Source organism: Nocardia caishijiensis NBRC 108228, from assembly GCF_001612825.1.
GTDB classification, from domain to species: domain Bacteria; phylum Actinomycetota; class Actinomycetes; order Mycobacteriales; family Mycobacteriaceae; genus Nocardia; species Nocardia caishijiensis.
On record NZ_BDBE01000012.1, the window covers coordinates 138,946 to 163,156 of the forward strand.

22 protein-coding genes and 1 pseudogene are annotated in these 24,211 nt (G+C 68.3%); 11 read left to right on the top strand and 12 right to left on the bottom strand.

Going from position 1 to position 24,211, the window contains the following annotated elements; genetic code table 11:
- Positions 1-37 precede the first annotated feature (37 nt).
- The gene (locus NC7_RS03025) at positions 38-799 is read left to right on the top strand and encodes a lysophospholipid acyltransferase family protein (RefSeq protein WP_067978357.1); all 762 of its coding nucleotides are present in this window, start codon (positions 38-40) and stop codon (positions 797-799) included.
- Here NC7_RS03025 and NC7_RS03030 read toward each other — a convergent pair.
- Complete coding sequence (locus tag NC7_RS03030) at positions 793-1,104, bottom strand: GNAT family N-acetyltransferase (protein WP_067978359.1); 312 nt, start codon at positions 1,102-1,104, stop codon at positions 793-795. The two genes, NC7_RS03025 and NC7_RS03030, sit on opposite strands and share 7 nt — an antisense overlap.
- Positions 1,105-1,179: 75 nt before the next feature.
- Here NC7_RS03030 and NC7_RS03035 point away from each other — a divergent pair, with 75 nt between their 5' ends.
- A complete protein-coding gene (locus tag NC7_RS03035; RefSeq protein WP_067978360.1) occupies positions 1,180-2,304 on the top strand; it encodes a glycerate kinase in 1,125 nt (374 codons plus the stop codon).
- Positions 2,305-2,332: 28 nt separating this feature from the next.
- Here NC7_RS03035 and NC7_RS03040 read toward each other — a convergent pair whose 3' ends face one another.
- Positions 2,333-2,659, bottom strand: coding sequence for a winged helix-turn-helix transcriptional regulator (locus NC7_RS03040; protein ID WP_067978362.1), 327 nt, complete (start codon positions 2,657-2,659; stop codon positions 2,333-2,335).
- A 144-nt stretch (positions 2,660-2,803) separates the two neighbouring features.
- Between NC7_RS03040 and NC7_RS03045 the strand changes: the two genes are divergently transcribed.
- Positions 2,804-3,673: an NAD(P)-dependent oxidoreductase gene (locus NC7_RS03045; protein ID WP_067978592.1), complete on the top strand. Its 870-nt coding sequence runs from the start codon at positions 2,804-2,806 to the stop codon at positions 3,671-3,673.
- A gap of 49 nt (positions 3,674-3,722) precedes the next feature.
- Here NC7_RS03045 and NC7_RS03050 read toward each other — a convergent pair whose 3' ends face one another.
- The 3 genes from NC7_RS03050 to NC7_RS03060 are packed head-to-tail and all read right to left on the bottom strand — an operon-like array spanning position 3,723 to position 5,705.
- Complete coding sequence (locus NC7_RS03050) at positions 3,723-3,959, bottom strand: helix-turn-helix transcriptional regulator (RefSeq protein WP_067978364.1); 237 nt, start codon at positions 3,957-3,959, stop codon at positions 3,723-3,725.
- Entirely contained in the window at positions 3,949-4,788 is an 840-nt protein-coding gene (locus NC7_RS03055; RefSeq protein WP_067978365.1) for an ABC transporter permease, read from the bottom strand. Before NC7_RS03055 ends, NC7_RS03050 begins: the two co-directional genes overlap by 11 nt.
- Positions 4,785-5,705, bottom strand: coding sequence for an ABC transporter ATP-binding protein (locus tag NC7_RS03060; RefSeq protein WP_067978366.1), 921 nt, complete (start codon positions 5,703-5,705; stop codon positions 4,785-4,787). The genes NC7_RS03055 and NC7_RS03060 overlap by 4 nt, the downstream gene beginning before the upstream one ends.
- Before the next feature lie 132 nt (positions 5,706-5,837).
- Between NC7_RS03060 and NC7_RS03065 the strand changes: the two genes are divergently transcribed.
- On the top strand, positions 5,838-6,287 hold the full coding sequence (locus tag NC7_RS03065) for a nitroreductase/quinone reductase family protein (protein WP_067978368.1): 450 nt from the start codon (positions 5,838-5,840) through the stop codon (positions 6,285-6,287).
- On the opposite strand, the gene aroQ is transcribed toward NC7_RS03065, so the two are convergent.
- Entirely contained in the window at positions 6,284-6,736 is a 453-nt protein-coding gene (gene aroQ, locus NC7_RS03070) for a type II 3-dehydroquinate dehydratase (RefSeq protein ID WP_067978370.1), read from the bottom strand. The two genes, NC7_RS03065 and aroQ, sit on opposite strands and share 4 nt — an antisense overlap.
- 34 nt (positions 6,737-6,770) lie before the next feature.
- On the bottom strand, positions 6,771-7,337 hold the full coding sequence (gene abmR, locus NC7_RS03075) for an ATP-binding transcription factor AbmR (protein WP_067978594.1): 567 nt from the start codon (positions 7,335-7,337) through the stop codon (positions 6,771-6,773).
- Between the two features lie 479 nt (positions 7,338-7,816).
- Here abmR and NC7_RS03080 point away from each other — a divergent pair, with 479 nt between their 5' ends.
- Positions 7,817-9,403 (top strand): NTF2-like N-terminal transpeptidase domain-containing protein, encoded by a 1,587-nt coding sequence (locus NC7_RS03080; RefSeq protein ID WP_236573154.1) that lies wholly within the window; start codon positions 7,817-7,819, stop codon positions 9,401-9,403.
- A gap of 25 nt (positions 9,404-9,428) precedes the next feature.
- Positions 9,429-9,785 carry a DUF3054 domain-containing protein gene (locus NC7_RS03085; protein WP_067978374.1) on the top strand — a complete coding sequence of 119 codons (357 nt, stop codon included), beginning with the start codon at positions 9,429-9,431 and terminating at the stop codon, positions 9,783-9,785.
- Here NC7_RS03085 and NC7_RS03090 read toward each other — a convergent pair.
- Positions 9,782-10,864 (bottom strand): lysylphosphatidylglycerol synthase transmembrane domain-containing protein, encoded by a 1,083-nt coding sequence (locus tag NC7_RS03090; RefSeq protein ID WP_067978376.1) that lies wholly within the window; start codon positions 10,862-10,864, stop codon positions 9,782-9,784. The two genes, NC7_RS03085 and NC7_RS03090, sit on opposite strands and share 4 nt — an antisense overlap.
- A 4-nt stretch (positions 10,865-10,868) precedes the next feature.
- Positions 10,869-12,389, bottom strand: a complete 1,521-nt coding sequence (locus tag NC7_RS03095; protein ID WP_174550187.1) for an adenylate/guanylate cyclase domain-containing protein — start codon at positions 12,387-12,389, stop codon at positions 10,869-10,871.
- 72 nt (positions 12,390-12,461) lie between these two features.
- On the opposite strand from NC7_RS03095, the gene NC7_RS03100 reads away from it, so the two are divergent.
- The 5 genes from NC7_RS03100 (at position 12,462) to NC7_RS03120 (ending at position 18,454) form a co-directional block, all read left to right on the top strand.
- Positions 12,462-13,709 (top strand): AI-2E family transporter, encoded by a 1,248-nt coding sequence (locus tag NC7_RS03100; RefSeq protein ID WP_067978377.1) that lies wholly within the window; start codon positions 12,462-12,464, stop codon positions 13,707-13,709.
- Positions 13,690-14,871, top strand: coding sequence for a MacS family sensor histidine kinase (gene macS / locus NC7_RS03105; protein ID WP_067978379.1), 1,182 nt, complete (start codon positions 13,690-13,692; stop codon positions 14,869-14,871). The genes NC7_RS03100 and macS overlap by 20 nt, the downstream gene beginning before the upstream one ends.
- A gap of 8 nt (positions 14,872-14,879) precedes the next feature.
- Positions 14,880-15,530: a response regulator gene (locus NC7_RS03110; RefSeq protein ID WP_067978381.1), complete on the top strand. Its 651-nt coding sequence runs from the start codon at positions 14,880-14,882 to the stop codon at positions 15,528-15,530.
- Between the two features lie 60 nt (positions 15,531-15,590).
- Complete coding sequence (locus NC7_RS03115) at positions 15,591-16,274, top strand: DUF1707 SHOCT-like domain-containing protein (RefSeq protein ID WP_084457873.1); 684 nt, start codon at positions 15,591-15,593, stop codon at positions 16,272-16,274.
- A 563-nt stretch (positions 16,275-16,837) separates the two neighbouring features.
- A complete protein-coding gene (locus tag NC7_RS03120) occupies positions 16,838-18,454 on the top strand; it encodes a DUF2339 domain-containing protein (RefSeq protein ID WP_236573153.1) in 1,617 nt (538 codons plus the stop codon).
- Between the two features lie 2,001 nt (positions 18,455-20,455).
- Here the strand turns inward: NC7_RS03120 and NC7_RS30630 are convergent.
- The 3 genes and pseudogenes from NC7_RS30630 to trmB form a co-directional block, all read right to left on the bottom strand.
- Positions 20,456-22,621, bottom strand: a pseudogene (locus tag NC7_RS30630) (MMPL family transporter); the annotation flags it as partial.
- Positions 22,622-23,344: an NYN domain-containing protein gene (locus NC7_RS03130; protein WP_067978385.1), complete on the bottom strand. Its 723-nt coding sequence runs from the start codon at positions 23,342-23,344 to the stop codon at positions 22,622-22,624.
- Positions 23,341-24,084: a tRNA (guanosine(46)-N7)-methyltransferase TrmB gene (gene trmB / locus NC7_RS03135; RefSeq protein WP_236573221.1), complete on the bottom strand. Its 744-nt coding sequence runs from the start codon at positions 24,082-24,084 to the stop codon at positions 23,341-23,343. The genes NC7_RS03130 and trmB overlap by 4 nt, the downstream gene beginning before the upstream one ends.
- Between the last annotated feature and the right edge of the window lie 127 nt (positions 24,085-24,211).

Sequence of the window (24,211 nt, forward strand, 5' to 3'; positions counted from 1 at the left end):
CCCCGACCGGCCGAGTGAAGGCCGGTAGGGTCGCGGCATGCACACGCCCGAAGTCCTGCTCGACGACAGCGACGCCGTGTACGACTACTACCTGCGACATCGGCAGAACCGGTGGAAGGCGCTGGCCTCCTACGCGGTGCTCGCCCGGCGGTTCCGGCCGAGGATCAGCTACGCCGAGGGCGCCAAGGCGCAGGTCGCCGCGCTGGTGCGCGGCAAGCGGCCGATCATCTACGCCATCAACCACCTGTCCACGAGCGACCCGTACACCGTCGCCGCCGCGGCCTGGCGATCCCCGCTGCGCGCCAAGATCGGTCGGGTGCGGGTGCTGGCCAAGGACGAACTGTTCGTCGACCCCGAACAGCGCCGCAAGGTCGACATGATGGGCGGCATTCCGGTGTTCCGAGGCAAGGACCACGGCATCCGCGCGGTGAACGCGGCCGGTCAGCGCATGATGGACGTGTGCGCTCAGCGCCTGGCCGACGGTGACCACCTGGCGGTCTTCCCCGAGGGCACCTGCAACCTGGTCGACCACACGACGGTGCAACCGGTCGGCAGCGGGATCGGGCACATCGCCTTCCGTGCCGCCAAACTGGACGCGCCGCCGGTGCTGGTCGCCATCGGCCTGAGCTACGGCCCACGTCCCGCCGACGCGATCGAACCCGGCGTCGACGAGGTGGTGTCGTCGAGCTTCTACTTCCGCCAGCCCGTGCTGGAGCTACCCCCGCGACCCGGCGACATCGCGCGCCTGGTCAAAGACGAACTGCAAGCGGCCGTGGACGGCGCCGTCGCCGCCTATTGAGGCAGGCCGAACATCGCCCTGGACTGCTGCGGGACCAGGGCGATGTAGCGGGGATTCTCGGTGATGAAATGCTGAACCATCGAACACATCGGCAGCACCTCGAACCCCGCCTTACGGCTGGTGTCCAGCGCGGCCTCGACCAATGTGTTCGCCAGCCCGCGCCCCTGGAACCGCGGGAAGATCTCGGTGTGGACGAGCGCGCGTTCGGCACCGGTGTCCTGGTATTCGATATACCCGGCGGGGGTCCCGTCGGAGAGGAGTTCGAACCGCTCCAGCGCGGTATTTTCGCGGACCTCGGTCACCATGTGTAGAAGCTACAGGGTCGGCCGACTCCGAAAACACTTCTGGCGGGTTCGGGCGATCGGCCGGAGAATGTCGGGATGAGTGGTCCTCGTGTGGTGCTCGCCCCTGACAAGTTCAAGGGCTCGTTGACCGCGCCCGAGGTGGCTGCCGCGCTGGGAGCGGGGATCAGGCGGCGGGCGCCGGGCGCCGATGTGCGGGCGGTGCCGGTGGCCGACGGTGGGGACGGCATGGTCGAGGCCTTCGCGACGGCCGGGTGGCAACGGGTGGAGATCGACGCGCCGGGGCCGACGGGTGAGCCCTCGCGGGCGGTGTACGCGATGCGCGACGAGACCGCGGTGGTGGAGTTGGCGGCGGCGGTCGGGCTGGTGAAACTTCCCGGCGGCAGGCCCGAGCCCCTGCGGGCCGACACCTTCGGACTCGGCGTGGTGGTGGCGCACGCGCTGGACGCGGGCGCCCGCGAGATCGTGCTCGGGCTCGGCGGGAGTGCGTCGACCGATGGCGGATCGGGGTTCCTGCGCGCGCTCGGTCTGCGCCTGCTCGACGAGCACGACGACGAATTGGACGGCACCGCGATGGATGTCGTCGCCCTGCTGAACCGGGTGCAGGCGGTCGACCGGTCGCGGTTGCATCCGGCCGTCGCGCGGGCCCGGTTCACCCTGGCCTGCGATGTCGACAACCCGCTGCTCGGACCGGCCGGTGCGGTGGCGGTGTATTCGCCGCAGAAGGGCGCCGACCGGCGCATGATGGTGGAACTCGAAGCGGCACTCACCAATTGGGCCGCCGTTCTCGGCACCGGCTACGCCGAGATCGGTGGGGCCGGAGCGGCGGGCGGCACCGGTTTCGGTGCGCTCGCGGTCCTCGGCGCCGAGGTACGCAGCGGCATCGACGTGCTGCTCGAGCTGCTCGAGTTCACCGCGCTGGTCGAGGGGGCGACGCTGGTGGTGACGGGTGAGGGGTCGCTCGATCACCAGAGCATGCGCGGCAAGGCGCCCGTCGGCGTCGCGGCGGCGGCCAAGGCGGCGCGGGTGCCGGTGGTGGCGGCGGTGGGCCGAACGATGCTGTCGCCGGGCGAGATCCACGCGGCGGGGTTCGCCGCCTGCTACCCGCTCAGCGAGCTGGAACCGGACGCGGCGCGGTCGATGCTGACCGCCGGGGAACTGCTCGAGCGCATCGGCGAGCGCATCGCCCGCGAACACCTGTAGCCGAACCCCGCGCCACCTGCCCTCGGCGTCACACCAGCACGGCGCGATGCCGGTCGCCCCAGGCCTCCAGCGGGGCGAGTGCGTCGCGCAGGGTCTCGCCGAGGGGGGTCAGCGAGTATTCGACGCGCGGCGGGATCTCCGGGAAGATCTCGCGCCGCACCACCCCGGCAGCCTCGAGATGGCGCAGGTTCTCGGTGAGCACCTTCTCGCTCACCCCCGCGAGCAGCCGCCGGATGTTGCCGAACCGCTGCGGCCCCTCGCCGAGAACCCACATCAGGTGCAGTTTCCATTTGCCGCCGACCACGTCGATGGCCAGGCTCATGCCACACACCTGGTGATCTACGTCACTACTCATCGTTCGCGCGCCCTTCTGACCGTATTTCGAACCTCTAGGTAAGCAACCGCACCGCCACGTGCGGTCTTCCCGCACGTCGTCGACACCGACACCATGGAAACCGGCGCCGAACCAATCAGTCTCGACAAAGCGAAGGGCTACACCATGAGTACCCGATCAGTTTCCGTTCTCGGCCTCGGCCCGATGGGTCAGTCCATGGTCAAGGCCTTCCTGGCGGCCGACATCGAGGTGACGGTGTGGAACCGCAGCACCGCCAAGGTCGACGCCATGGTCGCGCTCGGCGCCAAGCGAGCCGAGACCGTCGCCGAGGCGCTCGACGCCAACGAGGTGTCGGTGCTCAGTCTCACCCACTACGACGCCATGTACGACGTGCTCGGCCAGGCCGTCGACCACCTGCCCGGCAAGGTGATCGCCAACCTGTCCTCCGATTCGCCGGAGAAGGCACGGGCGGGCGCGAAGTGGGTGCGCGAGCGTGGCGCCGAATTCTTCTCGGGCGGCGTGATGTCGGCAGGTGACAATATCGCCCATCCCGCGTCCTACATCTTCTACAGCGGGCCCGAGGCGGTGTTCCAGGCACACGCCGAACTGCTGCGTCCGCTGAGCCCGCAGGAGTACCTCGGCGCCGACGACGGCCTCGCGCAGGTCTTCTACCAGGCGTTGCTCGTGATCTTCCACCCCTGGCTGCTGGCCTTCGACCAGGCCACCGCGGTGATCGCGAAGTCCGGCCACGACATCGCCGAGTTCGTTCCGTTCGCGGTGCGCGCCAGCGAGGCCTTCCCGTACTTCATGGAGCAGTTCTCGGTGGCCAACCAGAACGGTGGTTGGGCCGACCTGGCCAGCCTGAAGATGATGGACGCGGGCGCGCAGCACATCATCGATGCCAGCGAGGAGGTCGGTGTCGACGCGGGGTTCTCGCACCTGGCACAGTCGTTCTGGCGCAAGGCCGTCGCCGCCAGCGAGGCCGCGGGCAAGCCGGTGTCGACCTATGAGTTGATGCGCGGCGCGAACTCCTGACACAGCAGCGGAAACCGTCCGGCGCGCTGCCGGACGGTTTCGCCTCGTACTAACCGGTTTCGGCGCCGAGTCGCGGGAAGGGCTCGACGGCGAAGACCACCTCGACCGCCACCTCGAAATAGGCCGCGATACGCAGCGCGAGGTGCAGACTCGGGCTGTACTCACCGCGTTCGAGGTAGCCGATGGTCTGGTAGTGCACGCCGAGCGCCTCGGCGAGGTCCCGCCGCGAGATGCCACGCTCGGCGCGCAGCATCGCGATGCGGTTGTAGATGACCTCAGAAGGCACGCTGCATCGCCTTTTCCCGTCGCGTCGCCATGGTCGCGCCCGATTCGTGCGCGGCCATCCGGCGCAGTACCAGTGGCGCGAGGGCCAGCCCGACGACCGCCCAGACACCCAGTACGCCAACGGTTTCCAGATGCCGCCAGGACTGGTCGAGTTCGATGGTGACCGCCTCACCCGGCAGCAGCGCCGAGCGCATGCCGAGGCCGAGCCAGTACATCGGGAACAGTTGGCCGACCACCTGCAACCAGCCCGGCAGGGCGGTGATCGGGTAGAAGATCCCCGAGATCGCGATGAGGCCCATCAGCGGCATGGTCAGCAGAAACGCCGACCGGGTGTCGAGCACACTGCCGAGGATCGCCCCCAACGGCAGCACGGCGAGCAGACCCAGCGCCAGCACCCACACGAAGGTCGCCACCGCACCGGGTCCGCTCAACGAGGAGCCGCCGATGATCGCCATTCCCACACCGAGCACGATAACCACCTGGGCCACCACCGCCCCCGTTGTGCTCACGATTTTGCCGACGAAGTAGCCGACCATCCCCTTTGGCACCGCCTTGGCGCGCAGCAGCGTGCCGTCCTCGCGGTCGAGCACGAGCACATTGAGGATGGCGTACATCCCGTTGAACGCGATGATGCTGCCGAGCAGGCCGGGCACCGCGAGTGCCGCGATGCCGAGCCCGGTGTCGCCGTAGTCGCGCTCGCGCAGCAGGAACAGCACACCGAGAGTGATTGCCGGGGTGAGGAATTGGCCGACGAGGTCGGGAGCGTTGGTGTAGACCTGACGCAGTTCGATCAGGCCGCGGGTGAAACCGGCGCGCAGGGCGGTGTTCATCGGGTCACCTCCGTGAGGGTGTGGACGGCCTCGCCCGACTCGGCGCGCCGGACCAGGGTCATATACGTGTCTTCCAGCGAGGCGCGGCGCACCTCGAGGTCGGCGATGTCGGTGCCGTGCTGGGTGAACAGCTCGTGCACGAACTTGGTCGACTCGGTGGTGGTGTGGACGAACCGCTGCTCGTCGACGGTCCAGCTCACCTGTGCTTCCCCCGCGATGGAGCGGGCCAGCGCGTCGGGTGACCCGTCGGCGATCACCCGCCCGCCCGCCAGGATCAGGATGCGGTCGGCCAGCTTCTCCGCCTCGTCCAGATCGTGGGTGGTGAGCAGGACCGTCGTGTCCTCCAGGTCGGCCAGTCGGTGCACCAGATCGTGGAAATCGCGGCGCGCGGCGGGGTCGAACCCGGCGGTCGGCTCGTCCATGAACAGCAGTTCCGGCCTGCCGACGATGCCGATGGCCACGTCGAGCCTGCGTCGCTGCCCACCCGAGAGGGTGGCGATCTTCGCGCCCGCCTGTTCGGTGAGGCCGACGAGTTCGATGAGTTCGTCGGTGTCCCACGGCCGTTGGATCTTCGCCGTGGCATAGGGGCGGTAGTAGGTGCCCAGGTGCTGAAGTAGCTCGCGCACACGCCATTTGGCGTGGTCGCGCCAGGACTGCAACACCACGCCAACGCGGGACCGCCAGTGCTCGTCACCATGTTCGGGATCAGTCCCCAGCACCTCGACCCGACCGGCCGACCTCCTGCGGAACCCCTCGAGGATCTCGATCGTGGTGGTTTTGCCCGCGCCGTTCGGCCCGAGCATCACGAGCACCTCCCCACGCGCTGCCTGAAATGTCACGTCGTGCAGCACATCTGCCTCGTCGTAGCGCATCCGCAGCTGCTGAACGTCGAGAACGACGCCGTTGCCCGAAGTCATGATTCCTCCCAGTCATCAACCTTCGATGATATGTAGCATATGTACTACATCTCATCGCGGCAATGCTTTCGCGAAATCGGTCAAAAAGGATCTCGGTGTTCGCGGTGGCTCGACGGCTGAGATGCTGAGGGCATGGAGAACGCGAGTCGCCGCTATCTGGCGCCCTCGGGCATCGAGGCAAAACTGCTCGGAGTCGTCAATTGGTTGCCGAAACTCGGCATCAGCATCATGGGCTCGCGGCTGCTGGCCGTGCGCGGCCGCACCAGCGGCGAGTGGCGCACCACGATGGTGAACGTGCTCACCGGCACCGACGGCACCCGCTATCTGGTCGCCCCGCGCGGGCACACCCAGTGGGTGCGCAACATGCGCGTCGCGGGCGGGGGCGAACTGCGGCTCGGTCGCAAGGTCGAAACCTTCACGGCCACCGAGGTTCCCGACGCGGACAAAGTGCCGGTGCTGCGCCTGTACCTGAAGAAATTCGGCTGGGAGGTCGGCGCCTTCTTCGAGGGTGTCGGCAAGGACTCCACCGACGAGGAGCTCGCCGCGATCGCGCCGGGCTTCCCCGTCTTCCGCCTCGCCTAGACCCGCGTACCGAGGTACTCGATCGCCGCCGCGTAACCCTGGATGCCGAGGCCCGCGATGACCGCGGTGGCGATGGGGGAGACGAAGGAGTGGTGCCGGAACTCCTCGCGAGCGTGCACATTGCTGATGTGCACCTCGACGATCGGCACCTCGGGGATCACCAGGGCGTCGCGCAGGGCGACCGAGGTGTGGGTGAGGCCACCGGGATTGACCACGATGGCCGACGCCACACCACGCGCCTGGTGGATCCGATCGATCAGCGCGCCTTCGTGATTGGACTGGAATGCCACCACCTCGCGCCCGAACCGGGCCGCCGTGCGTTCGCAGAGGGCGACCACGTCGTCGAGGGTGTCGGAGCCGTAGATCTGCGGTTGACGGGTGCCGAGCATGTTCAGGTTCGGCCCGTTCAGCACGAGAATCGGACCGGTGGCCTGCACGGACGTCTCCATGGCCCGAGCCTAGCCCGTCGCCGCGCCCACCGACCTAGAGGCCGGTTGGGCCTTCGGCGCGCAGGTCGTCCACTTTGCGCATGGCTTCGCGCAATTCGGCCAACCAGCTCTCGGCGTGCTTGCCCGCCAACTTCACCGTCCAGGCCAGCGCGTCGGCGCGGGAACGGGCGACACCGGCATCGATCAGCGTGTCGAGCACTTGGCGTTCGGGCTGACGCAGGCGCGTCATCACTGGAACGGCCAAGTGGGTGAACAGGATTCGTTCACCGTTGACCCGCACGCCCCAGGCCACGCTGCGCCGGTACCGGTGCTGCGCCTCGTCGGCGATGCGCATGCGCGCCGGGCGCGTCGACTCGCGGAAGCGGGCGAGCGCCCCTTCGCGAGTGGCAGCCGAGGCGGGTGCCTCCCCGTCGCCGGGATCGGGGAGTTCGCCGACGACGACGATCTCGTCGCGGTCGATCTCGAGTTCGGGTGGGCCGGTGAACCAGTCGGCGGGCAATCGCCCGGCGAACCAGTCGGCGGCGTCGGCCGCGTCGGGAAGGTCGGCCTGTTGCCAGCCGCCGGGGCGGCCGAATCCACGTTCGCGATGGGCGTTGCGCATGATGATCACCTGCTGTCGGAGAGCGCATGTATTGCGGTGATTACAAGATTACGCCGAAATACTCATTCGCGATTGCGCCGAGGGTGAACGGGAAATCGGGCGTCCGGTGGCGGGCGATTGGTTGTCGGCGGGGGTGGGTACTCTCGCTGTGAATCGCCAGACGATGCGAGATACACGCAAGTGTGCGGGCCGCCCGGTACGGTAAGCCCGCCAGTTGTTGCCACTGGCAGGGCGAGGTTCGAAATCACCCCCTCACGGGGTCGGAGTTCGGGCACAATCGAGGTGCTGAGGTCGGGTAGCGTCCCGTTTACCGGGGCATCGGAGACGGGTCAACTTCCGGTACGGTTGTTTTGTTACCGGAGTGGCAAGAGTGAAGAGTGGGCGATATGGATGTGTGGGGATCCCGCCGCTTTCGCGTCCGGGGCGCAATGGCGATCGCGGGGGTTGCGACCCTCGCAATGGCTCTGTGCTCGTGTGGCGTGGGTGGGAAGACGAGCGAGTCGGAGACCGTGGTGCAGCGGTTCACCGATCTGCTCGACGAGCAGAACTACACCAAAGCCGCCGATCTGACCTCGTACCCCGCTGCCGCTTCGGCAACCATCAAGCAAATGTTCGAGGGGCTGCGGTCCGGCACCGTCGACTACGAGAAGACCCAGGTCATCGATCTCGACGCGCAGTCGGCCATCTTCAGCATGGATGTGGCCTGGAACTTCGGCGAGAACAAGGACTGGAGCTACACGCTGCAGGGCACGGTCCGCAAGCTCGCCATCGGTTGGCGGATCACCTGGGATCCCTCGGTGGTGATGCCGCAGTTGGCCGGTAACCGGACCGTGAAACTCGTCCGGACCACCGCCGAACCGCCGCCTCGGGTGGTCGACCTGGCTGGTGAGCCGTTGATGACCGAGCAGACCATCAATGTCATCAAGATCGACCCCGCGCGCACCGGTGACCTCGTCGCCTCGACCAACGCGCTCGCCGACGCCATCGAACCCGTCGCCCCCCTCATCACCGGCCCTTACCTGATGGACCAGTTGGCGGCATCGCAGGGCAAGCCGGTGGTCGCGGTGAACCTGCGCGAAGGCGACTTCGCCATCCTCGAACCGAGAATGGCCAAGGTGCCGGGCGTGGTGATGGAGAAGCAGCCGAAACTGATCTCCGCCGACCGCCGCACCTGGTCGCCGATGCTCGACTCGCTGCGCGAGGTGTGGAAGGCCAGCCTGGAGGCCACCGCGGGCTGGGGTGTGCAGATCTTCGAGGCCGACGGACGGTTCGTCAACCAGGTGGCCGGGTACCAGGGGCCCGCCGGTCCCGATATCGCCGCGACCATGGACCAGCGCCTGCAACGCGCCGCCGAGGACGCGGTGGTCAGCGTCGGCACGCCCGCCTCGGTGGTGGCGATCCAGCCGTCGACCGGTGCGGTCGTCGCGGTCGCGCAGAACAGTTACGCCACCGAGAAGGGGCCCATCGCGTTCACCGGGCTGTTCCCGGCGGGCGGCACCATGGAGTTGTTCCGGGCCGTGGCCGCCGCGGCGAAGAACAAAGCGCCCCAGGATGTGTCGGTGCAGGAGATGTCGGAAGCCGCCGCAGCGCTCGGCGTAGGCGTCGACTTCAAGGTGGCCGGGCTCGACGAGGTCACCGGACGAATCGCCGCGCCCGGGCGCAGCACCGAACAGGTCCGCCAGGGCGCGGGTTCGGACGCGGTACTTGCCAGCCCGTTCGGCATGGCGCTGGCCGCCGCCGCGATCGCCCGCGGTGAGGTGGCCGCGCCGATGATCGAAGCGGGCAGACCCGGCACGGTCGACAACCCGATCCCGGCCCTGCCCCAACCCGCCGTCGACCGGTTGCGGGCGATGATGCACGAGGGCATCGGCAAGCCGGAAACCGCCGCGCTGCGCGGCTTCCGCGATGTCACCGCGTTCGCCGCGACCGGCGGTAGCGACGGCTGGCTGCTCGCCACGATGGGCGACCTCGCCTTCGCGGTCCACATCGCCGACGTCGACAGCGGCGACGCCACCTCCCGCCTGGCCGCCGTCCTCCTGAAGTCTCTGGCCACCCCCGAAGCCTGAACGGCCCACAACTAGGCTGCTCGGTGTGAAGAGGTTTGCGCCTGCCGTTGTCGACGCCCTGCTCGTCATCATTTTTTCCGCGCTCGGGTTGATCAGCCATGACGAATCCGTGCTGGCAGGTCTGCCGAGAACCGCGTGGCCGTTCGTGGTCGGGCTGCTCGTCGGCTGGGGGATCACCTGGGTGATCGCGCGGGGGAAGCGGTTCGAGCCGGTGGCGTTGTGGCCGAGCGGGATCGTGATCTGGGCCTCGACGCTCGTCGGTGGGATGGTGTTGCGGGCCGTGAGCGGGCAGGGGACCGCGGTGAGCTTCATGATCGTTGCGGCCACGGTGCTCGCGCTGTTTCTGCTCGGCTGGCGGGCGGCTGTGCGCGTACTGCGCTAGATCCGGCGCTGTTTGAACTCGGCCTCGTACTCGTCGTCGTCGGCCTGCTTGGTGCGGAAGAGGAACGCGAAAACGATCCATCCGACGATCGCGACCAGGATGAAACTCACGAACCGGTACACGAACGCGGCCGCCACCGCCTGCGCGGCGGGCAGTCCCGCGCCCGCGGTGAGGCCGTAGATGAGGGTGGCGTCCACATAGACGATGCCGCCCGGCGCGAACGGGATCGAACCGACCGCCTTACCGGCCGCGAACGCGATGAGCAGGCCGGACAATTTGGGATCGGCACCAATGGCGTAACAAGCCGCGCCGAGACAGGCCACGTCGGCGAACCGGTGCACCAGGGCCCACACCCCGACCAGCGCACCGTCGCGTTTGCCCAGGTCCACCGATTCCAGCTGCGCCCGGATCTCGGCCAGGGTGGCGATGCCGTGATCGGCGGGCTTCTTCCGTAATCGGTTCACCAGGGCGAGCACCCGGCGCAGCATCGCCTCGAGCGTGCCGGGATGCCGGGCCAGATAGTTGCCCGCGACCAGCACCAGAGCGAGCAGCACCAGGGTGGCGATCAGCTTCACCCCGATGCCCTGGCCGACGAGAGCGGCACCGGCGATACCGAGCAGCGCGAGCCCGGCGGCGGCGACCACACCGGAGAACACCAGTTGCCAGGACGCCACGATCGGGCTGGCGCCCCAGCGCCGGGTCTGCCGGTAGGTGAAGGCGGTGGAGAACACCTGACCCGCGGGCAATGTCAACGACATGGCGGTGGCGCCGTACACCACCGACACCGACTTGCCCTGACTCACGTCGACCCCACCCGCGTGCAGCAGCTGCTTCTGCACCCGCCCGAATCCGCTCATCGACACGGCCTGGGCGAATACGCACAGCACCACCCAGCCCCAGTGGATCTCGGTGAGCGTGCGCCACGATTCGTGCAGGCGGGGCCACAGATACACGCCCTCACCGATCAGCAGGGCGAGCAGGATCGCGCCGAGCACCCATTTCACCCACCGGAAACGGTTCGGTCGGCGCACGACGGGATGCGCGGCGGAATCGCCTGCTAGGTCGCCGTCGGCCGTCACCGTGTCAGCCTAGCGAACGCGCCTGTTCTCCCTGGTCCGCGCCGGGCGGGTGCGCCACCGGTTTCGGCCAGGCCAGGCGGGTTTTCCTGCGTCTGCCACGCAGCTGGACCTCGTCGCCGGTCTCCCAATGGTCTTGCTCGCTTTCCGAGGCGAAGTACAGCGCGCTACCCGAAGCGAGAACGCGGCCGGGGTGCTCTTTGGCCAGTTCGGTGAGCCGCGACGCCTCGTTGACGGGGTCGCCGATCACGGTGTATTCGAAACGATTCGCCGCGCCGATATTGCCCGCGACCGCCAGCCCCGCAGACACGCCGATCCCGACATCGAGGGTGGTCACCTCGCGCAGCGCCTCGCGCAGCTCGCGGGCGGCGGCCAGGGCGGCGGCCGGTGCGTCGGGGCGGTCCAGCGGCGCGCCGAAGATGGCGAGGGCGGCGTCGCCGACGAACTTGTTGACGAAGCCGTGGTGGCGGTCGATCACGTCGACCACCACCCGGAAGAACTCGTTGAGCAGGCTCACCACCTCGGTGGGCGGGCGTTCGGCCGCGGCGGCGGTCGAGCCGACCATGTCGACGAAAAGCACCGCGACGAAGCGCGTCTCACCGCCCAGCTCGGTCCCGTAGTCCAGCGCGCGCTGCGCGACTTCCTCACCGACGTGCTGACCGAACAGTTCCTGCAGTTTGCGGCGTTTGGCCGCCTCCTCCATCATTCGGTTGAAACCGACCTGCAGCAGGCCGATCTCGCTGCCGTCGTACACCTCGACCTGCACATCGCGCGCGCCCGCCTGCACCCTGTTGATGGCTTGGGACAGCTGACGAACCGGGTCGGAGATCGACGAGCCGGTGAGCATCGACAGCGCCAGTGCCTGCAGGATCACCACACCACACAGCAGCAGGATGGAGATCGCCAGCGATTTCGCCGAGAACTTCACATCCGAGGAGATCTGGGTGACGCACAGCAGCACGATCGCGATGGTCGGCGCGAAGGTGCCCATTCCCCAGGTCATCGCCATGCGCGTGCCGACGCCGGGGGTGAGGGTGTGGTCGAAGGTGCCCTCGGTGAGCGCCTCGGCCGCCACCGGGCGCAGAATGCGTTCGCCGAGCATGTAGGTGAACCCGAACACGATGGTCGCGGCCATACACTCGGTGACGATCACCGCCCCCGCCAACTCCGGCGACTCGGCGATGATGAGCGCGGCCAGGATGGCACCGCCGATGATCCACAGCACCAGGTGCACGATCGACTGCCGCAACGGCACGTGCAGCGCGGCCATCTGCTCGCGCCTGCTCGGCGGACCACCGCGCATCTGCCACCGCATCACCGGACGCAACATGATGGCGGCCGCGATGATGCTGAGCACGGCGGCGGCACCGAACACGACGACCGGCGCGAGCAGACCCGCCTCCCGCACCCCGCCCTGACGACCCTCGGGAACCGGCAGACCATACTGGATGAACGCCCACACCAGCACCGCACCGAACGCATTGGCCAGCAGTACTGAGGTCAGGTACAGCGGCCAGCGCGTTCGCATGGTCTGTTTGACCGCTTCCAGAGGCGCCGACACGACAACCAATCTAGCGTTGTGACCGATAGGCTCTCTCGGGTGACCGTCCAGAAGCCAGATTCCGGGTCCGCGTCCGCGCCGTGGCGTTCCGATGCCGAGGCAGTACATCCGCTGGTCCGGAAAACGGCGGCGTGGTGCTGGCGGCTGCTGATCATCTTCGCCACGCTGATCGCGCTCGGGATGCTCGTGCAGAAGTTCGCGACGGTCGTGATCCCGCTGGCCATCGCGCTGCTGGCGGCGGCGCTGCTCGCGCCCCTCGTCGACTGGATGCAGCGGGTCGGTATTCCTCGGGCGATCGGCGTGTCGGTCGCGCTGATCGGGTCGATCGGGTTGCTCGCGGGGATCATGACCTTCGTCGTCGAGCAGTTCGTCGACGGTGTGCCCGCGTTGTCCAACGAGGTCACCAACAGCGTGCACAAGGTGCAGGACTGGCTCATCAACGGCCCGGCGCACCTGAGCGATCAGCAGATCCGCAGCGCGGGTGACACCATCGTGCGCACGATCCAGGACAACCGCGAAAGCCTGACCAGCGGGGCACTCACCACCGCGACGACCATCGGACACATCCTCACCGGCGCGTTCCTGATCCTGTTCATCCTGATCTTCTTCCTCTACGGCGGCGATCAGATCTGGAACTTCATCACCCGGGTGGTGCCGACACCGCACCGCGAAAAGGTGCGCACGGCAGGCGAACTCGGGTTCGGCACGCTCGTCGGCTTCGTCCGCGCCACCGTGGTCGTCGCGGGTGTCGACGCGATCGGTATCGGCGCGGGATTGGCGATCCTGCACGTTCCGCTGGCGTTGCCGCTGGCCTCGCTGGTGTTCATCAGCGCGTTCATCCCGATCATCGGCGCGGTGGTCGCCGGGTTCGTCGCGGTGTTCATCGCCCTGGTCACCAAGGGTTTCGTCACCGCGCTGATCGTGCTCGGCATCATCATCGCGGTGATGCAGTTGGAAGGGCATGTGCTGCAACCGTTGCTGCTCGGGCGCGCGGTGAGCATCCACCCGCTGGCCGTGGTGCTCGCGATCACCGCGGGCCTGGTCGTCGGCGGCATCGCGGGCGCGCTGCTGGCCGTGCCGCTGATCGCGGTGGGCAACACCGCGATTCGCTACCTGTTGGCGGACACGCCCGAGGAGGCGTACGGCGAGCTCGCCGGTGCGCGGGACGGCGGCCTGTTCGACGCCGAACCCGACAAACCCGAGCCCGGTCGGTTCGACGTGACCGCGCGACTGCGCAAGGCCGAGGCGGCGACGAACGAGTCCGGCGATGCGGACCCACACAGCTGAGCTGAGCTCCGCCGACGCCGCGACCGCGCCCCTGTGGCGGGCCGCCCAGGCGTTCCGGCTGGTCACGTTGCTGTACGCGATCGGTCAGCAGATCGCGTCGGCGCCCTACTACCAGCACCCCCGGCTCAGCTGGGTGCTGATCGCGCTCATGGCGATCTGGTCGGGCACCTCGGCGCTGTTGCTGTCGCAGTGGTACTTCCCGGAGGCGACCAGCCGGATCCGCGGGTGGGTCGTGATCGGCGACCAGGTGGTGACGGTGCTGCTGATCGCCTCGACCCGGCTGGTCGCCGACTACGACTGGTACCACGGTCATCAGACCCTGCCGACCACCCTGTGGATCGCCAACTCGGTGATCTCGATGGCGATTCTGCGCGGGCCGGTGGCGGGAGTCGTCGCCGGGCTGGCGATGTCGGCCGTGGTGGTGACGGTGCGTGACCAGTGGGGCCAGGACGTGTGGGGCGACGCGACCGCGCCCGTGCTGGTGTCGGTGGGGTTGGCGCTCGGCTTGGCCGCCAACACCGCGCGCCGCGCGCAAGGGCAACTGGAACGGGCGTTGCGGATCACCGCCGCCGCGCAGGAACGCGAGCGCCTGGCCCGTGAGGTGCACGACGGGGTGTTGCAGGTGCTCGCCTACATCAAACGTCGCGGAGGTGAGATCGGCGGGGCGGCAACGGAACTCGCCCAGCGCGCCGCCGAGCAGGAGGTGGCGCTGCGGGTGCTGCTCTCCGAACAGGGTGATCGAGCGGATTCCGGCGCGGCCGAGGTCGACCTGCGGCCGTTGCTCACGGCGCGCGCCACACCCACGGTCTCGGTGGCCACGCCCGGTGATCCGGTACTCGTCGGACGGTTTGTCGCCCAAGAGATTTCGGCCGCAGTGGCGACGGCGCTGTCGAATGTGGAACTGCATGCCGGTGCGGCGGCGAAAGCCTATGTGCTGCTGGAGGACACCGGTGACATGCTGGTGGTGAGCGTGCGCGACGACGGCGTCGGCATCGCGTCGGGCCGATTGGCCGAGGCCGTTGCCGAAGGGCGGATGGGTGTTTCGCGATCGATCGTCGGCCGCATCGCCGAACTCGGCGGCACCGCCGAACTGTTGAGCGAGGACTTCGGCACCGAATGGGAATTCCGGATCCCGCGCCACCCGGCGCACCGAGCGAGCTAGGAGCAGCGATGGGTGACATCAGCGTGATGGTGGTCGACGACCATCCGATGTGGCGCGAAGGCGTGTCGCGCGACCTCACCGAGGCCGGGTTCACCGTGGCCGCGACCGCCGACGGCGTCGGCACCGCCACCCGCCGCGCCGCCGCCGTCCGCCCCGACGTGGTGCTGATGGACATGCAGCTCACCGACGGCAACGGCGCGACCGCGACCGCCGAGGTGCTCCGTGTCTCGCCGGACAGTCGCGTACTCGTGCTCTCGGCGTCGGACGAACGCGACGACGTCCTCGAGGCGATCAAAGCCGGGGCCAGCGGGTACCTTGTGAAGAGCGCGTCGGCGGCCGAACTGATCGACGCGGTGCGCGCGACCGCCGCCGGTCAGCCGGTGTTCACGCCCGGGCTGGCCGGGGTGGTGCTCGGCGAATACCGGCGCATGGCCACCGCGCCCGCCGCCCCCGATCAACCGCACCGGCCCTCGCTGACCGAGCGCGAGACCGAGGTGCTGCGGATGGTCGCCAAGGGGCTGTCGGCCAAACAGATCGCCGCGCGGCTCAACCTCTCGCATCGCACCGTCGAAAACCATGTGCAGGCCACGCTGCGCAAACTTCAGCTCGCCAACCGGGTCGAACTCACCCGCTACGCCATCGAACAGGGCCTCGAGTAGGACACGGAATTGGGGGTTTGCCCTGATGCGCGGTGCGGGGTTCCTGGCTAGCCTCGAAACATGGGTGGTCCCGATTCCCTCTTCGCTCCCAGCGCCTTCGTTCCAGGTACGCCGACGGCGGCCCCGGTCGGCGATCGCGACCTGCGCGTCTCCGATTCCGAACGTGAGCACGTCGGCCAGCTGCTCCAGCGCGCCGTCGGCCTCGGCATGTTGTCGCTCGGCGAGTTCACCGAGCGGATGGACACCGCGCTCGCGGCCAAGACGCGCGGCGAACTGAACGCCGTCCTTGTCGACCTGCCCGGCATGCGTATCGCGGGCGCCCCCCAACCGGCCGCCATGCCCAAACCCCGCCACACGCCCGTGCCCGGTGGCAGCAATCCGGGGGTCATCCGCAGCAGGATGTCGAGTGTGCAGCGGCGCGGGCCCTGGCAGGTGCCGCCGCGACTGCACCTCAACGGTCTGATGTCCGGGGTCACCCTCGACTTCACCTCGGCGGTGATGCAGACCCAGGTCGTGGAGATCCAGGTCGACGACTACTGCACCAGCCTCACCCTGCTCGTGCCCGCCGCCGCGACCGTCGACCTCAACGGCCTCACCCTCGTCGGCTCCAGCGCCAACAACCGCGTCCGCACCGGTCCGCCCATCGGCCCACTGCACCTGGTGGTCCACGGTCGCGTCCGTTTCGGCTCGGTCACCGCCAAGTACCCCCTCCTGGTGCAGTGGCGGCGCTTCCTCGGGCAGTGATCGCGTAGGAAGAACCACCCGACCCGGGTGGTTCTACTCATGCTCGGCGACCGGGATGCGCGGACCATGAGGTCATGAATGCCATTGATCCCGCGCTGGTCGGACGCCTTTCCGAAGAATTGACGACCCTCGGGGCCCGGCTGGGTCGTGTCGGTGCGGATCTGGGGGTGCTGCGCGAACAGTTGGTCGAGCGGTCGTTGACCGCGCAGCGATCGGTAGGAACGCCGGGCGCGGGACACGAATCTGCCGGGTGGTTGCTTGCCCAGGCGCGTGTGGCCGCCGTTCGTGGTGATCTCCGGACTTCTGGCGATCGGGCTGCGATGGGTCACCCGGTCGATCGAGCCCATGGGAGACAGCGGGACGCCGTCGAAGGTTCTGCGGCGCAAGGCCAGTCGAGTCCGGGGGCGATGGGAGCTGAATTCGTTTCGTCGGATCCTGGGATGTTCGAGTCGACGGTGCCGGGGGGCGCATCGGTGGCGGGGGCGCATATGCCGACGGGGGCGTATGTGCCGCCGCCGCGCGGTGCCTGGGCTGGCGGGGCTGGTGGGTGGGGGCGGGGCGGGGTGGAACCTCGGGTTGCGTGGTGGCAGCGGGAAGGGGTGATCGCGCGGGTGCTGGCGGTGGCCGGGGCGGGCGTCACCTTGATCGGGGTGTTGATGTTGCTGGTGCTGGCGGCGCAAGCCGGGTTCTTCGGGCCGGTGGCGAGAGTTGTCGCGGGTGGGGCGATTTCGGTCGCGCTCGTGGCGGCGGGCTGTCGGGTGATGGGGCGGGCCGGGGGACGGGTCGGCGGATTGGCGCTGGTTTCGACCGGTATCGCGGGGGTCTATCTGGATGTTGTCGCGGTGACCGGGTTCTACCGCTGGGTGCCGGGTGGGGTGGGGCTCGCGGTGGCGTTGCTCGTCGCGCTGGCGGGCGTCGGGTTGGCGATGCGGTGGCAGTCGCAGCCGTTGGCGGTGGGGGTCGTCGTCGGGGCGGCGGTGTTGTCGCCCGCGGTGGCGAGTGGGTTGATGTTGCTCGCGTTTCTCGTGGTGTTGCAGGCTGCGGGAGTGCCGGTGCAGATGCGGCGGGACTGGCCGGTGCTGCACGTGGCGCGCACGCTGCCGGTGGTCCTGACGGCGCTCGGATTGATCGCGATCCACGGCTTCGAAGCGGGAATCTCCGGGGAGGAGGTGGCGCAGCGGCAAGGGCTGCTGGTCGCGGCGATCGCGTGTGCGGTGGTCGGGATCACCGGTGCCCTGCTCACGGTGCGACGTCGGGGTGACGACATCACGGCCGGCGTCACCGTCGCCCTCACCGCGCTGCCGGTGCTTGCCGCCGCCCTCCTGTTCGATCGAGCGATCTCCGCGTGCATCACCGGCGTCCTTGCCGCAGCGCTGCTCACGGTGGGCGCGACCGCACTTCGTCCGAAAGTCGCTGCTCGCCTGCGCATCCCGGGTCATACGAGTCTGGTCGCGGCGCTCACCGGCGCGGTCGCGCTGCTGCAGACCTGCACGATGGCGACCGGCGGCGAGTCGCGGCTGCTGCCGACCGCGCTGTTCACGGTCGGGCTCGCGTTCCTCGGCGTCGCCGCGGCCACGCGAACCAGGGTCTGCGCCGGTCTCGGCGTCGCCTTCGCCCTGCTCGGTGGACTGGTCCTCTTCGCGATCGCCAACCCGGAAATCCTTGCGGCACAGAGCCTTGCGATCCGGCATCTGACCGGTTCCACAGCAGCGGCCGCGCTCCTCGGTCTCGCTACCGCGGCACTGGTCGGTTGGACCGTGCGGCGGCTGCGCGGTGGAACCGACGCGCTCAGCACCGGCACGTGGATCATCGTCAGCGTCGCTGGTCTCTACTTCGTCCTCGTGGTGGCGGTGTCGACGGGCGTAACCCTCGGCGGGACAGAGGGTTTCCTCGTCGGCCACGGCGTCGCGACCATCATCTGGATGGTCGCCGCGACCGCCGCCCTCTTCGTCGGACTCCGCATGCTGCGGACCGCGCCCGCCGTCGCCAAGGTGTATCTGGTCTCCGGTCTGGTGGTGGTCGCGGCGGCCCTGGCCAAACTCTTCCTCTTCGACCTGGCCACCCTGTCCGGCTTGGTGCGGGTAGCAGCCTTCCTGGCGGTCGGTACCCTCCTGCTCCTCACCGGAACCCGCTACGCGCAAGCCTTCGCCAGCCCTGACCGGGACGATTCGACATCCTGATCGTGCGGTAGTCCAAGCGGAGCCGCCTCACGCCTCGCTACGGGTGGTGTCGGCCCGACGACAGAACTCCGGCCACGGTTTCCTACGGAGCCGTGGCCGGAGTCTCAGGTGGAGTGCGCTTTACGAGGTTTCGTCGTTGCGACGGCGCAGGAGTTCGTTGACACTCACCGTGCGCTCGTCGTCACCGTGGTGACGACCCTCGTCGACCGGATCACTGCCCCGGCGCGACGAACGCAGTTGCGCCATCCAATTCTCGATCTCCGTGCGGGTTTCCGCCTGCGGGTCGTCCTCGGTGGTCGCCGCTGATCCGTTCTCCGAGACGGGGGCGGACGGCGACGGTGCCACCGCCGCATCGGAATTCGGAATCGGCGTGAATCCGGGCGGCGCCTGCCAGCCACCTGCGTTCTCGCCGTTCGGGTGGACACCGGGGACGCCCTGATCGGCGTCCGCCGCATCGCCCTCACCGGGCAGGTGCGCACCGGCGGTGAAGGGGGCCGTTTCGGGTTCCTCCGCCGGGGTGCCGGGACCGGGCCGGGCCGATTCCGGCGCGGGCACCGGGGTGAATCCCGGCGGCGCGACCTGCTGCGGCCCGACATTCGGCGTGCGAACAGGATCCGATTGCGCGGCACCCTGTTCCCGTGCGGATGAAGCCCGGTCGACAGGGTTCGGCTGCGCGTTGTCGGCGGCACCCAGCTGCGCGGACCGCCGCGCACTGTCGATCGACGCCCACATCGACGACGCACCCGCCGACATGGGCGGTTCCGCAGCCTCCGTGGTCGGCGCGCCCTCCGCACCACCGTCGGTCCACGAGGTCTGCGGCTCGACCGGCACCGGAGTGCCGAAAACGTTCTGGGCGGGGTTCTCCGGCTGCGCGTCGCGTTCCTCGGGGGCGGGGCGGCGCATCGGCAGGTCGGGGAATTCCGGGAGGTCGGATACGGGTTCGGCGGCCGGTTGCGCGTCGGCACGGTGCGCACCGGGAGTCGCCGTCAGATCGGCCTGGGGCGGCATGAACCCCTGCGAGTTCGATTCGCGCGCAACATCTTCCGATGCCTGCTGACTTGACCGATCAGTGTTCGGTGCGTCGTCGGAGATGTTGGCCGAGTCGTCCACACCGTTGCGCGGGAGTGGGGTGAATCCGTTGAAGGTTCCGCTTGCCGGGAAGTCGGACCCGCGGGACCCTGGACGGGGTGTCGGCGGATTCACGATGCTCGGCGGCGTGGTCGCCGGGGGCGTGTCGACGCGGCGCGGGCGAGCGGGCGTCACGATACTCGGGCGGGATTCAGCTGCGTCCCTGGGGGTTTCGCCACCGACAGGGCTGCCGGGCGTCGAAACTCGCGGCGTCGACGGGCCGTAACCCGCAGGCGGCTGAACCCGCTCGGAACCACGCGGTGCGGGCTCGCTGCTCCGCACGTCGGGCAGATCGAGACCGCCGTTCACACCATCGACGGCAGGCGCGGTGCCGATCACACCATCGGCCCCTGGCTCGGAAGTGCCCTCACCTCTACGCGGCCCACCGGGAGCCGAACCCGGTGCGCTGGAATCGGGTAGGACGGGACGACGCCCGGTCGCCGGGTCCACCGGCGCGGCATCCGCGCCCGCACCCCGACCGTTCGCATGAGACCCGGCACCGGACCCGGCGTCGGGTGCGGGCGAATTCGGCTTCACCGCGGGCAGCATCTGAGTCGGCTGATCATCGGCGTCAGCCGGTTTCGCTCCACCGGGCTGCACGACCGGCAGCACCCGGGTGGGCTCACCCGAAAGCATCGACGCACGCGGCCGAGTCGGATCCGGCGACATCGGCAACCTCGGACGCGCCGGTTCGGCGGACTCGGTGACCTTGTCGATCCGCTGGGTCGGCGCCTCGGCCTCGATCTCGGCGACCGTACGCGGACGACGCGGAGTCTTGGCCAGTTTCGCGTCGGGCACCGAGACCATCTGCATGGTCGGCGGGTCGGTGATCGGGGTGGTTTTGACCAGGTCGACGACTGCGCCCTTGTCCGGGCGTTCGTCGTCGAGGATGGGTTCGCCCAGCCCGATCTTCTCCTGGATCCGCTTCATCCACTTGGGCGCCCACCAGCAGTCGTCGCCGAGCAGCTTCATGATCGCTGGCACGAGCAGCATGCGCAGAATGGTCGCGTCGATGAACAGCGCCGCGATCATGCCGTAGGCGATGTACTGCATCATCACCAGATCGGAGAACGCGAACGCACCGGTGACCACCAGCAGGATGAGCGCGGCGGCGGTGATGATGCGCCCGGTCTGGGCGGTACCGATGCGCACCGCCTCGGTGGTGGACGCACCCTGTGCACGCGCTTCGACCATGCGGGACAGCAGGAAGACCTCGTAGTCGGTCGACAGGCCGTAGATGATCGCGATGATCAACACGAGCACCGGCGCACTGATCGGTTGTGGCGTGAAGTTCAGGATCCCGGAACCATGACCGTCGATGAATATCCAGGTCAGGATGCCGAGCGTGGAGCCGAGGCCGAGCGCGCTCATCACCGCGGCCTTGATCGGCAGCACCAGGGATCCGAACGTCAGGAACATCAGGATCGTGGTCACCAGCAGCACCAGCGCGATCATCAACGGCATGCGGTTGAGCAGCGCGTCGATGCTGTCCTTCATGATCGCGGGCTGGCCGCCCACATACATCTGCACGTTGTCGGGCGTTTCGATGGCCCGGAGATAGTCGATGGTCTGATCGGCGTCGTCGGAACTCACGAGGGTCGCCGATGTGCGATAGATCGTCTTGTCGGTCGGGGCCGTGGACGGGACGCCGAAGGGGCCGACGAGGCCAGGCGCCTGATTGGCGGCCTTCCACGCGGCGCCGATCGCATTGGTGTCCTCACCGACGAAGACGATCTCGATCGGGTCGGTCTTCTTCATCGGGAACACTTCGTAGAAGTGTTCGAGCGCGAGGCGCGTCTCGTTGTCCGGCGGCAGGTACTTCTCGTTGATGCCGCCGAAGGCCAGGTCCTTCACCGGGATGATGAGGAGCAACAAGCCGATGGTGATCGGAATAGCGATCTTGAGCGGGTGCTTCATCACCCAGCGCGTCAGGTTGCCCCAGAAACCGTTCTCGATCTCGTCAGCGGTCTTGTCCTTGCGGAACCACTTCAGCCCGAGCATGTCCACCCGCGGGCCGAGAATCGCCAACATCGCGGGCAGAATCGTGATGGCGGTGAGCGCGGCGAGGCTGACCGTCGCAATGGTGCCGTAGGCGATGGAACGCAGGAAGCCCTGTGGGAACAGCAGAATGCCGCCGAGGCTGGCCACGATCATCGTCGCGGAGAACACGACAGTGCGTCCGGCGGTCATCACCGAACGGCGCACGGCGGCATGGGTGTCGTATCCCTCGGCCAATTCCTCGCGGAAACGGCTGACTATGAACAGGCCGTAATCGATCGCCAGCCCGAGACCGATCATCGACACGACACCACTGACAAAGGAATTGACCTCGGTGAAATGTGTCAACGCCATGATGATGCCGTTGGCACCTATCACAGTGAGCCCGCCGATGATGAGCGGTAGAGCGGCCGCGACGATACCGCCGAAGATGAAGAACAACAGCACACCGACGGCCGGAATCGCCAACAATTCCATGCGTTTGGTGTCGTGCGCCATGGTGTCGTTGAGCGTGCCCGCCATGCCCTGCAGGCCGGACACCTCGGTATCGACGCCCGGAACTTCGAAGGCGCCCTTGGTCGCGCGGTAGCTGCGCAGGGTCTCGGTATCGTTGCTGCCCTTGAGCCGGATCGCCGTGAAGGCGTGCTTCTTGTCCTTGGACCCGAACGTCGACGGCACGGTCGGGACCTTGCCGTCGATACGCCAATACGCACCGACGATGCTGTCGATCGAATCCGGATATTTCGCCGTCAGACCGGCCAGATTCTCGACGATCTTCTGGCTGAATTCCGGGTCATCGATCGTTTTGCCCTCGGGGGCGTTGTACATGACGACGATGTCGGAATCGTGGTTACGACCCCACGCGCCATCGGAAATCCGCGCGGCCTGCGAGGATTCCGAATTCGGATCGTCCAACCCGCTGGAACTGAGGTGGTCTTCCAGCCCGAAGCCGAAACCACCGAGCGCCAACAACGCGGCCCCGACCACACCGATGACGGCGAATCGGAACCGATAGACCAGATCGCCCCAGCGGGTGAACACTTAAGCGACTCCTTGACCAGGGCGAGATGTGAGTAGCGCAGAAAGCGGCCGGAAGGGCTGCAACCATGCGCCCTCGTCGGGCAGCGAATCGAGGCTCACCCGCGGTAGCGGTTCCCGGAAAACTCCCGGGATGTCCTCGAGGTCGACGAACTCGAGAGTATCGGAAGTGACAGCCCAACTCGCGTGCTCACGGAATCCGAGTACCTGAGCTGGGGTTCCCTTGGCGGCGATGGCCTCTAGCGGTTCACGAAAGGCCTGACCGTCGGCGGAGGCCACCATGATTCCGGCGAGCCCGCCGTGGCGTGCCCGCAGGGCGATGTGGGCGAGCATGTCGGCGTCGACGTCGGAGTCCTCGTCGATCTTCGGCTTGGCGAAGACCGCGAAACCCACATTGCGTAAGGCCTCGACCCACGGCCGGACCACGTCGGCGGTGCCGGGGGCGATATTGGTGAAGACAGTTGCTTCGGCTTCGATGCGGGTCTTGGAACCGACCGACAGCTCGGCGGTGCGCGCCAGCAGCCAGCGGCCGAGCGCGTCGAAGCGGGGACGATAGGCGGCCGTGGGACGTCCACCGAGGATGGCGCCGAGTCCCATATCGAGGTTCGGCGCGTCCCAGACGAGCAGGACACGCCGGACATCGGGCCCGGAACCGCTCAACGCCTCGGCGCCGGCACCTGACTGGTCGAGTTCCGGCATCTCGGGGGCGATCTCACTCACGCTCATCTCTCGATCTTCCCCCATATGAACTCGTTGATGACGCTTCCGGCACGCAGACCTTTGCCCTCGAACTTCGTGACCGGCCGGTCGAACCCGATCGGCGCGGTGTGGCGGTTGGCCGCGCTGTCGCCACCTGTGGTGTCGTTCAGGCCGGTGAGCAGCGGTTCGGCCGAGCCTACTTCGAGGATGTGTTCGGCGTAGTCGGCGTGGTCGGTCGCCACGTGCAGCACGCCGCCCGGCCGCAATCTGCTGGCGATCAACGCGAAGGTCGGTGCCTGCAACAGTCGGCGCTTGTGGTGGCGGGCCTTGGGCCACGGGTCGGGGAAGAACACGCGCACACCGGTCAGCGACTCCGGGGCAACCATGTTCTCCAACACGTCGACGGCGTCACCGCGCAGCAACCGGATGTTGCCGATCTCCTCGCGTTCCACCTGCTGGACCAGCTGGGCCAGGCCCGGTTTGTAGACCTCGATGCCGATGAGGTTGAGGTGGGGTTCGGCTTTCGCCATGGCGGCGGTCGCGGTGCCGGTTCCGCAGCCGATCTCGATGACCAGCGGGGCGCTGCGCCCGAACCAGGCGTCGGCGTCGACGGGCTCGTTGGACACGTCCCGGCCGATCACCGGCCAGGTGCGTTCCCAGGAGGCCTGCTGGTTGGGTGTCAATGCCCCTCGGCGGGAGCGGAAGCTCGTCACGCGGGGGTAGAGGCGGGAGCCGGTGGTCGAGCGGCGGCCCGCTTCGTTCGGCATCTCCGAGAGCTTCAGGTGCTCCGGGGCAGTGGACGGCGGCCCGGGAACCGACTCGACAGGGTGGTTGGCGGCGTCGTTCACGTCGTCCATTGTCCAGCATGCGCGGAGTTACGTCGCAGCCGCCTCA